Origin of the sequence: Pseudomonas khavaziana, assembly GCF_019145205.1 — a bacterium.
Lineage (GTDB): Bacteria > Pseudomonadota > Gammaproteobacteria > Pseudomonadales > Pseudomonadaceae > Aquipseudomonas > Aquipseudomonas khavaziana.
Genome location: NZ_JAHSTT010000003.1, coordinates 17216 through 30824, shown reverse-complemented (window position 1 = coordinate 30824; position 13609 = coordinate 17216). Strand labels below are relative to the sequence as shown.

The window sequence follows — 13609 nt, the reverse complement described above, 5'->3', positions numbered from 1 at the left end:
GGTCAGGCTCTTCTAGAAACGGTAAGTGAGGTCGAGGAGCAGGCGCAGATCACGTTCGCGCTCGCCGTCGTAAGGTCGGCTGACCAGGCTCAGGTTGGCGCCGGCTTCCAGCACGTCATTCCAGCGAAAGCGTTGGCCGTAGCCGATCAAGCCAACGCCACCGGTGGAGTAATCCTTCTGGCTATAGGTGCCTGCGCCGACCTGGAACTGCTGACTCCACTGGGTTTCGTAGCGGTGATAAAGCACATGGTTGACGTTGACGGTGGGCAAAACGCTGAAGTCGGACTTGGGGTTGAAGTAGATCGTGTCTTCCTTGCTGTTGCGGCTGGCACCGACGTCCAGGCCCAGCTCCACTTGTACTTTCGGCGAGCTATAGATGCCTTCGCGGCCCGTGAGCAAGGCTTCGACGCGGTCGTTGCCATCGCTGAAATGGGACGGGCTGACAGTCAGTTTCCACTCGCGGCTTTCATTCGCACGCCAGCGGATAAAACCGCTGCCGCCGTTGGCCGTAACCCCATCATTCAACGCCCGCAGCGGCGTGGTGTTGAGCAGGTAGCCAAGGCTGCCGCCGTACTGCCAGTGGTCGTTGATGTCGCGGGCGATCGACACGCTCGCGCCTTGCTTTGAGCCATCGCCATAGGAATGGTTGGACACCTCTGCTTCGATGGTCATGTCGCGGGTGCGCCGCTCCACGCCCACACGCTGCCAGCGATGATGGCCGGTGCCTTCGGCAAAATCGGCAGTGCCATAGCCGACACCGGCGAACACGCGCCAGTCTTCGTCGATGGGCGGGGTGTAGATCACACTTTCGATGCCCCAGTCGCGGCTGCCCGACACCGCGCCGGCTTCTTGGTTATTGCCGCCACCGAAGCTTTTACCGGTGTAGGCTTCCACCCGCACTTCGGCCATGTCGTGGACATCGCGCAGGCGCTTGAGGCGCTGTACCTGGCGGTTGTCCGGGGCACGGGCGACGACGTCATCGGTGAGCAGATCCAGTTGTCGCCACTCCTGCAAGTCCAGCGCGGTGAAGCCTTGGGACATTTCCACACCGATGTCGCGGGGGCTCTGGTTTTCAGTCTCCTTGAGGGAGTCTTCAGCGCGCCTTGGCCATTCACGGGCCCGGTACATTTCCGCTTGGGCCAGGCGCACACCGATGCTGCCGGGGGCTTTGCTGCCCAGGTCTTCCAGGGTTTGTTCGCTGGCATCCAGGTCAGCCCCATAGGTGCCGGCCTGGGCTGCCAGTTGCTGGGCGTCCATCCACTCGTCGTTGGGGTTGCCAATGGGCAGGCCCTTGAGTTCGACCCGAGGCTTCTCGGTGCTGGCCAGCTGCGTGGCGACCGCACGCGCCTCATCGACCTGGTCGTTTTCCAACAGGGCGTAGAACAGGGCCGTGCTGTCTTTGACGTGATCACCAACGTCGGCGTCTGCTGCGGTCAGCGCCTGGCGGTACAGCGGCGCGGCTTTTTCCGGCAGACGCTGGTCGAGGTAGGACGCAGCCACCCAGCGCACGGCATAGGTCGGCAACTGCACGCCCTCGGCCGTGAGTGTTTCGTACTCGCGGATCACCTCAGCCGTGCGTGCCCGCGCCTTGAGCGCGCCCAGGCGGTCAATACGCCAGCCCACCACGTCGTCGTGGGCAGTGGCGTCCGGGCCCCAGCGGCTGATCAATTTGTCGTAATCCTGCAGGGCGCGATCAGCGATGACATAGCGCTCCTTCTCAGTACGTGTGGCGAACTCGGCCATGCGTACGCGCTCGGCGGCGAGGTCGCCTTCCAGGCGGCGCTGGGTAACCGCATCCACCAGGCCGGGGCGTTTGGCCGACAGGCGTAGGGCAGGCTCCGGCATGCGGGCTTTTTGCAAGGCGACGATGTATTCGCGGGCCACTTCCGGCTTGTTGCCGGCGCGGATAAAGGCTTGGTCGAACTCGAACAGCGCGTCGTAGTTCAAACCGGCGCGTGTCAGCGCATAACCCAAGGCCATGCGGCGGTTCGGGTCATTGGGTTGGGCCGCCACCATCGTGCGCAGGCGTTGCACCGCCTCGTTGGCTTTGCCGCCATCGGCCTGGGTCAGGGCCTGGCCCAGTTGCAGGTCGACGTTATTCGGCTCACGCAGCAGCGCCTGGCGATAGACCGCCTCGGCCTGGGCCCATTGCTTTTGATTACGATAGGTGCGCGCCACCGTGGCGAGTGCCTGGGTAGTGAGGTTGCGATGTTTGCCTTGTGCCTCGTACACCTTCAGCACTTCGGCGTCTTGCCCGGCCCAGCCGGCGATCACCAGGTGGTCGCTGACCTGGCCTGGGCTCTGGCGTTCGGCGGACAGTTGGCGCAACTGGGTCAAGGCGGGTGTGAAGTGACCGTTGCGGGCCTGGATGATCAGGGCGTCGTAGGCAGGGTCAGCCACGGCAAAGGCCGGCATCAGCAATGGGCCGCACAAGGCTGCTCCAATGAGCAGTCGCAACTGGCCTGATGCACTGAGTGGATGAATTCGCAACATGTCGTCGGCTTCCTTACAAGGAAAGCTGCAACGATGGGTGATCCTGAGCGATGTGCATCAGGGTGTCGGCGTCTCGGGACCCGACCTAGCTTTCCTGGGCGAACTATCCCTTAGCGATGTCAGGGGAAGGGCAATTCAGAACAATTGTTCAGAATTGGCTGACAAAAATTTCTTGCCAGGCACGAAGACAAATGTGGGAGGGGGCTTGCTCCCGATAGCGGTGGGTCAGTTATAAATATACTGACTGACACTCCGCCATCGGGAGCAAGCCCCCTCCCACATTTTTTAGCGCATTCCAGGCTTATTGCGCGCCGCTTACTGCACCGACTTTGGACATCACAAAGCTGATGAACTGCTCAACAGTCATCTTCTGGCCGTTGAAGGTCACTTCGTCGTTGGCATAGTGCAGCTTGGAAACCACATCGGTGCCCACCAGGGTCGCCATTTGGGTACCGACCGCCATGCTGCTGACCATCTCGGCCGCCATCTGCGATTGCTGCTCGATGGCCTTTGAGTCAGTCACGCCACCGACCTGGGCTTGCAGGGCCGCCACGTCGCTGATCATCGGCTTGGACAGGGTCAGGTTGGCATCCAGCAGCGCAACCATTTGCTTGCCCAGTTCAACCGGCGGCAGTTCCATGGACGTTGGCTTGGCCAGGTCGACCACCAGGTTGAACTTGCTTTCGCCGTGGGTGGTTTTCAACGACAGGTTTTCCACGGCCAATTGCGGCTTGGCGGCCAGCACCTGGTTGACGTTGGCTTCGGCCAGGGTCTGCTCGGCTTCGGTCAATTGCAGTTCAGGCACCGGTTGGCCAGCGGCGGCCGCGGCTTGCACCGGTTGCATCTTGTCCTGGTAGAGCTTGGTCAGCACCAGCATCGCCGGGATATCGACGTTCTTCATGCTCACGGCCATGGCGGCCGAACCGACAGGCTTACCCTGGTAACCGATCTCGTCGATCTTGTAGTCGACGCGGCCGGCCAGGTTGTTGTCCTTGGCTTGGGTGGAGTCTTTCTGCTCGAAGCCCTTGAGGGTCAGCACGGCTTTCTGCGGGCCGAAGGTGACCTTGGTGTCAGTCAGCTCCACGGTGTTCTGGCCGGTGTAGAAGCCAAAGGTGGATTTCTCCAGGTTGCTGGCCACGGTCAGGCCAGCCAGCTCGGCTTCGAACGGCGCGCCGTTGGCATCCACCGCGGCGACCTTGAGGCTGTTCATGAAACCGTCGGCCTTGACCTTCTGGCCTTCGGCGCTGCTGTCGAAGTCCAGGTTGGCACCGGAGAAGCTCACCGAGGAGCTGTCGTCCTTGAACTCCAGGGGCAGCAATTCGATGTTGCCGCTGACCGAGCGGCTATAGCCGATATTCGCCACGCCTTTGAGCGGCGACACGTCTTTGCTGGCGGCGAACCATTTTTCCGTGGTGGGGTTCTTTTCCAGTTCGTAGTGACTGGTGGCCATGACCGGCAGCCATTTGAGGGTCACCAGGCGCGAGAATGGCAGCGGGCCGTGCTCGATGTGGTCGACGAACAGCAACTCGGGGTTCGGGTTGTCTTCACCGAACACGCTGCCCTGGCCTTTGAGGCGGTAGTGCGCGGTGCTGCTGAACACGCCACGGTCCAGGGACACCAGCTCCAGGGCCAGGGTGCCGTCGACGCCGGCCATGGAGGTCTGCAGCTCTTTGTTGGCGTTCTGGATCGCGGTCTGCAGGACCGGCTCCAGTTGCTTGCCGGTGTACCAGGCACCGCCCGCACTGACGGCGCCGATGGCGACAACGAAACCCAAGAAAACAACGGCTGGCTTATTCATGAAGTGACCTGATCAAATCCTGTGAGAAGTGGGCTGTCTTCCTTGAACCCCGAAGGGGTTCCTGTAGGAGCGAGCTTGCTCGCGAAGAACGCATGGGCAACGCGTTTATCCAGGATGCACGCGTTATCGTTGACGTCTTTCGCGAGCAAGCTCGCTCCTACAGTAGTGGCCCGTAGGGCCGAAGGCTGGGGAAGATTAGCACTGGCGGGCGCAAACGGCCCAACCTTTCAGAGGCATCAGTTCAGCCGTAGTTCAGGAGTACTCCAGCTCGATTTCATCCAACTGGTGATCAAAACTCTTCAAACGTGCGGTCCAGGTGTACACCAGCACCTCGAATTCGCGATGTATCACGGCATTGCCGGGGGTGTCGGCCTTGGGGTCGCAGAAATCCAGCTGATAGCGCTCACGGGCCATTTGCGTGGCCACGTCGGACAATTCCCGCGCGTTATTCAGCCAGTGCCTACCGTCGGCTACCTGTCGATCCAGCAGCACGCATTGTTTTTTCAGGACTTCGAGGCTTTTTTCCAGCGGGGTGCCGGTGAGGTCGCCCATGACTTCCTGGAAGGTGCGCCCGGGTTGCCAGTAGCTGCCCCAGAAATAGCGGTCGAACACGGTTTCGACCCGGCGCAGGGCGACTTTGGTATCCCAGATCGCGACGCGGGTCTTGCCTTGTTCGAGGAGCTTTTTCTTCACCCGTTGATTTTGGTAGGAGGCCCAGGCAACGACACCGATGGACAGGGTGCCGATCACCAGGCAGGCGCTGTCGAGAAACACCATGGCCTTGTCGAGTTGATGGGCGAGCATGACGCCATAGAAATACGCGGCCGATAACAGGACCAGTGCGAAGAGCACGCACCAGAAAGCGGGAGCATAAGGGTTTTTCATTATTGGAATCCCCATGAGCAAACGCAAACTTTGTCGGGTGAAGCGTCACGGCGCCTCCCCTGACAAAGCATAGCAATCACCTCACGGTTTGCCGGGTTTTGTACCTTGCGTTCGTCCGCTTTCCCAACCGCCGCCCAAGGCCAGGAACAGATCGATCTGGCTCATGGCAACCTGGGTGTTGGCCGCCGCCAATTGCGCGCGCATCTCGGTATAGGTGCGCGTGGCTTGCAGGTCGGCCAGGAACGATTCGCGGCCGGCCTGGAAGAAGCGGTGGGTCTGGTCCGCTGCCTGCCGCGCCGATTGTTCGGCTTCGGCCAGGGCGTCGCGGCGCTGCAACACGGCGGTGTATTGCGCCAGGCCGGTCTGGGTTTCACGGATGGCGTTGAGTACCACGCCGTCGAAGTGGGCCAGGGCGCCCTGGGTGGCGGCTTCGGCTTCATGGATACGTGCGCGGGCACCGTTGGTCGGCACGGTCCAACTGATCATCGGGCCAAAGCCCCACCGGTTGGTGGCCGGGGTGCCGAGGTTTTCCAGCAGGCCCACGGTGCCTACCGTGGCGCCGATGCTGATATCCGGGTACAGCGCGCCGGTCGCCACGCCGATGCGCGCGGTGGCGGCGGCCAGTTGGCGTTCGGCCTGGCGCACGTCGGGGCGGCGCTTGAGTAATGTGGCGCCGTCGCCTACCGGCAGCAGTTGGGCAATGTGCGGTAGCTCGGCGCAGGTGCCAGTGCCGACGGGCAACTGGTCCACCGGTTTGGCCAGCAGCATCGACAATCGGAACAGCCCGGCCTGGCGCGAGGCTTCGTAGCGCGGCATCTCGGCACGCAGGGATTTGTATTGGGTTTGCGAACGGGTCACCTGGGTTTCATCGCCGCGCCCGGCATCCCGCAGGCGCTGGGTCAGCTTAGTGCTCTGGGCTTGCAGATCGAGGGACTGGTTGGCAATTGCCAGCTCTTCGTTGGCCGCGCACACCTGGGTGTAGGAGCGCACCACATCAGCGACCAGGGTGATGCGGGCGATATCGGCAGCGGCCTGGGTTGCGTCGGCACTGGCCTTGGCGCTTTCGATGCCGCGCTGCAAGGTGCCGAACAGGTCGAATTGATAGGAGGTGGTGATACCGACGCTGCCGATATTGCCGACCGGGACCTTATCCGGCAGCAAGAACGCTTCGCCAGACTCCTGCAAACGCTGGGCCTCGGCCTTGGCGCCGGCACTCCAGCCGCCGGCGGATTCGGCTTGCTGCACCTGGTAACGCGAACGCTGCAGGTTGGCGGCGGCCACGCGCAGGTCGGTATTGGAGGCCATGGCCTGCTGCACCAGTTGGTCCAGGCGTGGGTCGTTGTACAGCTTCCACCAGTCAGCCGGCACCGGCGCCGAGACCACGTTGCTGCCCTCGCCCATGATCGGCCCTTGCAGGTCGCCACGGTTGACTGCGGCCTGTTCCGGCAGTTTGTAATCCGGGCCTACCACTTGGCAGGCCGACAGCAACAACCCCAGGGCAGCGGTTGGCAACAGCCGCTTCATGGTTTGTCCCCGTCTTTAACTTTGTCGTCGATGATCGACACCGTCGCCGTGCGCCCGGCGATCATGCGAAAGTCCGCCGGCACATCGTCAAAGGCGATGCGCACCGGGATCCGCTGGGCCAGGCGCACCCAGCTGAACGCCGGGTTGACGTTGGGCAACAGGTTGGAGCCGCTGCTGCGGTCGCGGTCTTCGATACCGGCGACGATGCTCTGCACATGCCCGTGCAGGCGGGCGTTGTCGCCGATCACGCGGATGTCCACGCCCATACCGACATGGATACCGTCGAGCTTGGTTTCTTCGAAGTAGCCGTCGATGTGGAAGGAATTGCTGTCCACCACCGACAGCACCGGGCGCCCGGCGGTGACGAATTCCTGGGTGCGCGGCGCGCGGTCGTTGACGTAGCCGTCCACGGGGCTGCGGATCACCGAGCGGTCGAGGTTGAGTTGGGCAGAGTCCACCGTCACCTGGGCTTCGGCCAGGGCCGATTGGGCGCGGGCGACGCGGGACTGGCTTTCTTCCAACTGCTCGCTGGGCACCAGGTTGCCGAGGCCACGGTTACGCTTGTACTCGCGCTGGGCCTGGGCCAGGGTTTCCTGGCGGTCAGCCACGGCGGCCTGGGCTTGGCGCAGGGCCAGCTTGAAGCGGTCCTGGTCGACGGCGAAGAGCACCTGGCCCTTGGTCACCAACTGGTTGTCGCGCACGTCGACGCGCTGGATCAGCCCGGACACGTCCGGGGCGATCTGCACGATGTCGGCGCGGATGTGGCCGTCACGGGTCCAGGGCGCAAACATGTAGTACATGACCATGCGCCACACAACGACGACCGCGAAACTCACGATCAACAACGTCAGGACGACACGGCCGATAGTCAAAAAAGGTTTTTTCATGTCATCAAATATCGACTGAGTGAGTCCACCGCGCCCAGCAACAGCGCGTACAGCCCCACATTGAACAATGCCCGGTGCCAGACCAGGCGATAGAAGTGCATGCGCGTCAACAGCCCGTGCACCACCAGAAACAACACGTAGGTAATGCCCATCAGCACCAGCAGTGTGGGCAGGAACACCCCGCTGATATCCAGATCACCGATCATAAAGGCGCTCCATCGGGTAGCGGCGCTTCCATTTCCGTGCCGCCAATGAATTCCACGCCGGGCAACAGCGCCAGGCGCAGGCCGGCCAAGGCATGCAGCAGGTGCAGGCGGGTGTCGTCTTCGTCTTGCAGGCCCTGGCCGTTGAGGGCGCGGCGCGTGCGGTCCAGGGTCATCAGCAGACCGCTGGGCGCGGGTAAGCGTTCACCGGCCTTGAGGCATGCCTTGAAGTAACCGCCCACGCCTTCCACCACCTGGTTGAGCAACACCCTTGGCACGCCGAGGATGCGCGGCGAGTAGGCCAGCAGGTCGAGCAGGTTCAGCGCTACGCGCAAGTCGCGCAGGGCGCTGCCGGTGTCCTGGCCGGTGAGAGCCAGGCGCGGCAAGTGTTGCATCAGGCGGTCGAGCATTTGCGCGGCCATGTGCCGGTGTTCGTTCAGGGTTGCGGGCTCGGTCAGGCCAACGATGTCGCGCCAGCTGAAACGGGTCAGGCGCTTGGCCGCCAGTTCGGCGCCGAAGGGCCGGGCGATCAAGGTCCATACAAACGCGAACAGCAGGCCCACGGGCCCGGCCAGATTGACGTTGGCGAAGTTGAGAAAATCCGCGTCATAGGCGCCCTGGATGCTGATGAACGACGAGGTGTTCACCAGCGTCAGCAGCATGCCCAGGTAGAACCTTGGCTGCACGGTAAGCGTGCCGATGCAGATAAACGGCACGGCAAAAGCCAGCACCAGCATGGGGAAATCGTGCAGGTTGGGCAGCACCAGGAACAGGTACAGGCTGGCGAACAGCACCGACATCGCGGTCCAGAAAAAGAACCGATAGATCTGCGGCGCCGGGTCGTCCATCGAGGCGAAGAAGCTGCAAGCGACGGCGGCCAGGATCACGGCGCTGCCGCCATCGGTCCAGCCCAGCAGGATCCACAGCACCGAGGCGACGATGATCGCGGTGACGGTGGAAAACGCCGAGTAGAACATCAGGCCACGGTCGAGAAACGGCGTGAGCCGGCCCAGGCGCCAGTGGCGGTAGACGGCGCGCCAGGTGTCCTGGCTTTCGCACTGGATGGCGGCTTGCAGGCTGCGGCAGTCCTGCCACAGGTCGATCCATTCGCCCAGGCGGTACAGGGCGTTGGAGAACAGCAGGGTGTGGCGGTCATCCAGCGCTTCGCCCTGGGGTTGCGCGGCGTCGACCTGGTCGCGCAGCTCGCGCCAGCGTTCCAGGGGCGCCGTTTCGGTGGTGCTTTGCAGCCAGGCGTTGGCGGCTTCCAGCAAGGGTGTGAGCCGGTCAAGAAACTCCGGGGCTCGATGCTCGATGGCGTACACCGCGTCATCCAGCGCATCGACCACCGGCAACAGGTGAATCATGCGCCCGCGCAGTTCCTTGGTGTTGCGTACCGTCTGCGGGCGTGCGCCTTCGTGGGGCAACTGGCCGATCATCAACTCGAGGGTATTGAAGGTAGCAACCATGCCACCGCGCAGGTTGCTGACAGCTTCAGGGTCGACCTGGCGGGTGAGAAAGCGCTGGCTGTAGACCTGGGCATCGCTGAACCACTTGGCCACCGAGCCATCGAACACCGGCATCAGGCGCCGCGGCCAGAACATCGCGCCCACCACCGCCGCGACCGCGATACCAAGGAAGATTTCCTCGGTACGCGCTTCGGCCACATCCCATACCGCCAGCGGGTTATCCACCACCGGCAAGGCAATCAACGGCAAGGTGTAGCCGGCCAGCATCAAGGCGTAGTTATTCGCGGTGCGCAGGTGCATGGAGAGGAACAGCAAAGTGCCCGTCCATAACGCGATCACCACCACCAACAAGTAAGGCGACTGCACGAACATCGGCACAAACAGCACCGCCGCCGCTGCGCCCATAAAGGTGCCAATGGCGCGGTACAGCGCTTTGGAACTGGTGGGACCGACAAACGGGCTGGAGACGATATACACCGTGGCCATCGCCCAGTAAGGACGCGGCATTTGCATCAGCATGGCGATGTACAGCGCGATCATCGACGCAGCGAAGGTACGCACCCCATAGAACCAGTCACGGGCAGGCGGAAAGCCGGTAAAAAATCCGTTCAAGACGACACAGCCTCGGCCGCCTCGAAGGCCCGCAGCACCCGCAATGCGGCTTCCAGATCCGCGGTGGCGATATCCGCCAGGACTTCATTACGCAGGCGCACCAGTTGCGCCTCCACCGCCTGCACCAGTTCACGGCCACGCTCGGTAAGGCTCAAAGCCTTGGCACGGCGGTCGTGGATGTCTTCGGTGCGGCAGACATAACCGTCGCTGCACAGCCGGTCGAGCAGGCGCACCAGTGATGGGCTTTCCATACCGGAAGCCTGGGCTACTTTGACCTGGTGTACCCCGTCGCCCAGGCGACCGATCATCAACAACGGCACGGCGCAGGCTTCGGAGATGCCATAGCTGACCAGCGTGGTCTGGCAGATCTTGCGCCAGTTACGGGCGCCCACCACCATGCTGCTGCTCAGGTTCATCTGGAGTTGTTCGAGGGATTGGGACACTAGATAGTTCGCATACAGTTAGTTTGCTAACTATTAATATGGTGGAGAGACGAGTTGTCGTCAAGTTTTGAAACAATTTCTCGATGGATGGAGCGATTCAGCGGCAACACCGCAGGGCGAATGTGGGGCTTGCTCCCGATGGGGATGGGTCAGTTACAGATGCATTTACTGACACGCCCTCATCGGGGCAAGCCCCCTCCCACATTTGGATCAGCGTCGGATGCCCGGGCTATTTTTCAGCCTGACCATCCAGGCGACGCTGGATCTCGCCCAGCATGTCCAGGCCATCGCGCAGTGAAACCAATGCGGCAGTGACCAAGTGATGGAGGTTTGGGTTGTCGCTTGATGAGGCGAGGGTCTCCAACAGCTCAGTGCCGATACGCACGCGACTGCGCGCTGTTTCGTGGAGCAAATGCGAGGGGGCAAAGGTGTTGAAGGCGAGGACGGGAACGCTGGTGGGGTTGGACTTGAAAGCAGAAAACTGTTCCATGAGTTAAATCTCGAAGATTGAGTTCAAAATCACCATTACTCGTCGCCAAACGAGAAAGGGTGGCAGCTGTACGCAGGTTGGCGAACCGGTAATCTACGAAACCCGGCAGATCCGAAGATCTCCCGCGCACAGCCGCCATAAAACTGCGTGCCTTCACCCACGGGGAAAGCACGGAATTTGAACGCTGTAACGCTTCGTAGAACGCGGATCGCCAAATCCGATCGCCGATGTGCGGCGACGGGGCGAACTATAGGGGGGATGGTTGAGGCTGTGCAACCAACATATTGATCTCTACCGTCAGTCGTCTCAGCTTTTTCCAAACGCCATTTGGTAATGACGATGTATATACTTTGTACATACCATTCCGAAGGAATCGCTGATGTCCAAATTAGCCGTTTTTACAATGAAGCTTGAACCAGAGCTCCGCGACCAGTTCATGGCTGAATGCGAAGCCTCCCATCGTCCTGCATCGCAAATCGTACGCGAAATGATGCGTGAATTCGTTCAGGCCCAGCAGCACTCTCGAGAGTACGATGAGTTCTTGCAACGCAAAGTTGATGCTTCTCGTGCATCCATTCGCGCAGGCCGAGAGGTTTCCAATGAAGATTTGGAAGCTGAATTCGCAGCCAGGCGCGCTCAAGTAGATAGTCAGGGATGAGGGTCGCGTGGACACCTGAGGCAGGGCAGGATCGTAGAGATATCTGGGATTTTCTGTTTGAGAAAAATCCACAAGCCGCAGCCGATATGGACCGGCGCTTCAGCATGGCAGCACTTGGATTAGCACATAACCCCGAAATTGGCCCAGTAGGCCGCATTGCGGGAACACGCGAGGTCATTCCGCACCCGAGCTACCGCCTTGTTTATCAAGTTGAGACTGATGTAGTGAGGATTGTGGCTCTAGTACATACAGCTCGCCAATGGCCACCAGAAAGTTGCATCCCGCATTGATGCCTCAGACGGGCGAGGGCTGATTGCCAAACTCCTCAATCACCCGCCCCGCCTCCTCCTCAATAAACCCAAACACCTCCTCCGCCACGCTGTATTGAAACTGCTTACGCCGATGCTTGGAAAGCTTCCCACCGTTATCCAGGCACATCATCACCAGCTTCGACAAATCACTGCCACGCACGTCGTAGCGTTGATTCACGGCCTTGATCACGCGGTCGTAGCGGTCGAGGAATTCGGTTTCTTCGCGCAGCTCTACTTCCAGTGCGCGGCGGGCCATTTGCAGAGTGAATTCGACGCAGCGGGTGGCGTCCCAGTAGCGGTAGATCGAGGGGTGGCCGATGAAGTCGAACGCCATGTGGTCGGCGTCCAGCCAGGTGACGTTCCAGAATTCCCGCGTCGGCTGGGAGAAGGTCTTGAGTGCCTCCAGGTAGGCTTGCTCTTCGTGCTTCATGGCAACGGAGACCGGTAGCAACAAGCCATTTCCCAGTGCGCCATAGTGACAAAGCGTCTGGTGGATCAGGAAGCGAGACAGGCGGCCATTACCGTCCATGAACGGGTGCAGGAACACGAAGCCGAAGGCGGTGACGGCCGCCGCGACCAAAGGATCGACGTCGCGCACGGGCTGGTTGGCGAAGGCCATCAGCTCTTCCATCAGTTCCTGGCAAAGCTCTGGTGCTGGCGGCACGTAGCTCACACCGGCGGCGCCGCGCAGGCCGTTGTGCAGATGATTTTGTTCGTGGCGAAACGCAACGGCTTTGTCGAAGGGGTTGGAGACGGTGCTGTTTTGCAGTTCGACCAAGTAGTCTTCGGTGAGCAAACGGCCTTCATGGGACTGGCGCAGTAGTTGGACGAAACGGCGGGATTTTTCTTCGCTGGGTTGTTCTTTTTCGATGGCAAATGAATCGCGGGTTTCGTGCAGGTACGCCCACTGGATGGCGCGGTCCATCATTTCGGGTGGGAGGCTGGCCATGAAGGATTTGGCGCGGGCCAATACATCAAGCGCCAACAACGCTTCTAGCTCAGGCGTTCGCTCTACGGTGGCGCAGTAATGCAAAGAGCCCAAACCGTTGAAATCCACTCGCCAACGACTGTTGCGAATACTCGGACCGGTTACATAGCGCTGGGGATCGAACAAGGGAACAACGCGACCACGAACAGGAAGGGTGTGATCCAGCATTTTCCCGGTAAAGCCTTCCCAAAGAAAACAGGCTTTTCGGATAAACGCACCGTTGGGCGAGTCGGCCAGCGCCTCCAAAAACGGTTCTGGGCCAAGCTGTTCAAACACCTGGGCAAGTATCGCCAGGTTCACGCCTTCATGCTTAAGCGCAAACAGCACATGTTCAAACAGCGCATGTTGGGCAGGCGCCACAGAATGGGGCACCGCCAGGCAGTCACCGATCAGGGTAATCCTGGTCACCGGCTTGATCATCGCAGCGCGCAACGGTGCGATAACCTTTAGATCCAGCGCCTCACACAGATGAGCGTATCCGACTGTTGGCATGGCGAGCTTTTCCAGAAAAAATTCACTTAAGCGATTAAAGCCCAGTTTTTTTTACCGCTCACCATTTTTTTTTACATACTCGCTTTTATTTGGATATTTTTTTACACCTCTCGCCCACTCCGCAACATCAGATTCAACTCATCCACCACCACCGCCCAATCCGCATCGTCCAGAATCTCCTCACGCAAAAATGCCTTCTGGGCGTTGCTCCAAAAAAACGCATCGGCGAGTTTCAAATCCGGCTTGAGGGGCGAATGAGAGGCGACAAATTGCTCAATGCTGACCGGGTCGTCTGGCAGGCCAAGCTGTTTGAACAAAGCCGGCAAGCTGTGTACTGGCGATTCCATGGAGTGTTCCTC

13 protein-coding genes are annotated in these 13609 nt (G+C 60.8%); 2 read left to right on the top strand and 11 right to left on the bottom strand.

Annotated features, from left to right (window positions below; translation table 11 throughout):
• Positions 1-12 precede the first annotated feature (12 nt).
• From pgaA to KVH01_RS08020, 9 genes are all read right to left on the bottom strand, one after another.
• The gene (pgaA, locus tag KVH01_RS08060; RefSeq protein ID WP_217881021.1) at positions 13-2493 is read right to left on the bottom strand and encodes a poly-beta-1,6 N-acetyl-D-glucosamine export porin PgaA; all 2481 of its coding nucleotides are present in this window, start codon (positions 2491-2493) and stop codon (positions 13-15) included.
• Positions 2494-2794: 301 nt separating this feature from the next.
• On the bottom strand, positions 2795-4291 hold the full coding sequence (locus tag KVH01_RS08055; RefSeq protein WP_217881019.1) for a YdgA family protein: 1497 nt from the start codon (positions 4289-4291) through the stop codon (positions 2795-2797).
• A 252-nt stretch (positions 4292-4543) separates the two neighbouring features.
• Entirely contained in the window at positions 4544-5176 is a 633-nt protein-coding gene (locus KVH01_RS08050) for a hypothetical protein (protein ID WP_043049169.1), read from the bottom strand.
• A gap of 81 nt (positions 5177-5257) precedes the next feature.
• A complete protein-coding gene (locus KVH01_RS08045; RefSeq protein WP_217881017.1) occupies positions 5258-6700 on the bottom strand; it encodes an efflux transporter outer membrane subunit in 1443 nt (480 codons plus the stop codon).
• The gene (locus KVH01_RS08040) at positions 6697-7587 is read right to left on the bottom strand and encodes an efflux RND transporter periplasmic adaptor subunit (RefSeq protein WP_032878498.1); all 891 of its coding nucleotides are present in this window, start codon (positions 7585-7587) and stop codon (positions 6697-6699) included. Before KVH01_RS08040 ends, KVH01_RS08045 begins: the two co-directional genes overlap by 4 nt.
• Entirely contained in the window at positions 7584-7793 is a 210-nt protein-coding gene (locus tag KVH01_RS08035) for a DUF1656 domain-containing protein (RefSeq protein ID WP_003187469.1), read from the bottom strand. Before KVH01_RS08035 ends, KVH01_RS08040 begins: the two co-directional genes overlap by 4 nt.
• Positions 7790-9868 (bottom strand): FUSC family protein, encoded by a 2079-nt coding sequence (locus KVH01_RS08030; protein WP_043049173.1) that lies wholly within the window; start codon positions 9866-9868, stop codon positions 7790-7792. The genes KVH01_RS08035 and KVH01_RS08030 overlap by 4 nt, the downstream gene beginning before the upstream one ends.
• Positions 9865-10284 carry a MarR family winged helix-turn-helix transcriptional regulator gene (locus KVH01_RS08025; RefSeq protein WP_217881413.1) on the bottom strand — a complete coding sequence of 140 codons (420 nt, stop codon included), beginning with the start codon at positions 10282-10284 and terminating at the stop codon, positions 9865-9867. Before KVH01_RS08025 ends, KVH01_RS08030 begins: the two co-directional genes overlap by 4 nt.
• Before the next feature lie 256 nt (positions 10285-10540).
• Positions 10541-10801, bottom strand: coding sequence for a hypothetical protein (locus KVH01_RS08020; RefSeq protein WP_078819975.1), 261 nt, complete (start codon positions 10799-10801; stop codon positions 10541-10543).
• A gap of 379 nt (positions 10802-11180) precedes the next feature.
• Between KVH01_RS08020 and KVH01_RS08015 the strand changes: the two genes are divergently transcribed.
• Both KVH01_RS08015 and KVH01_RS08010 read left to right on the top strand, forming a co-directional pair.
• On the top strand, positions 11181-11459 hold the full coding sequence (locus KVH01_RS08015) for an antitoxin (RefSeq protein ID WP_032878500.1): 279 nt from the start codon (positions 11181-11183) through the stop codon (positions 11457-11459).
• Positions 11456-11749 (top strand): type II toxin-antitoxin system RelE/ParE family toxin, encoded by a 294-nt coding sequence (locus tag KVH01_RS08010; RefSeq protein ID WP_217881015.1) that lies wholly within the window; start codon positions 11456-11458, stop codon positions 11747-11749. The genes KVH01_RS08015 and KVH01_RS08010 overlap by 4 nt, the downstream gene beginning before the upstream one ends.
• Before the next feature lie 4 nt (positions 11750-11753).
• On the opposite strand, the gene KVH01_RS08005 is transcribed toward KVH01_RS08010, so the two are convergent.
• Together KVH01_RS08005 and KVH01_RS08000 are read right to left on the bottom strand one after the other, a co-directional pair.
• Positions 11754-13250, bottom strand: coding sequence for a Fic family protein (locus KVH01_RS08005; protein WP_217881014.1), 1497 nt, complete (start codon positions 13248-13250; stop codon positions 11754-11756).
• 101 nt (positions 13251-13351) lie between these two features.
• Positions 13352-13597: a DUF2789 domain-containing protein gene (locus KVH01_RS08000; protein ID WP_217881012.1), complete on the bottom strand. Its 246-nt coding sequence runs from the start codon at positions 13595-13597 to the stop codon at positions 13352-13354.
• Positions 13598-13609: the final 12 nt, after the last annotated feature.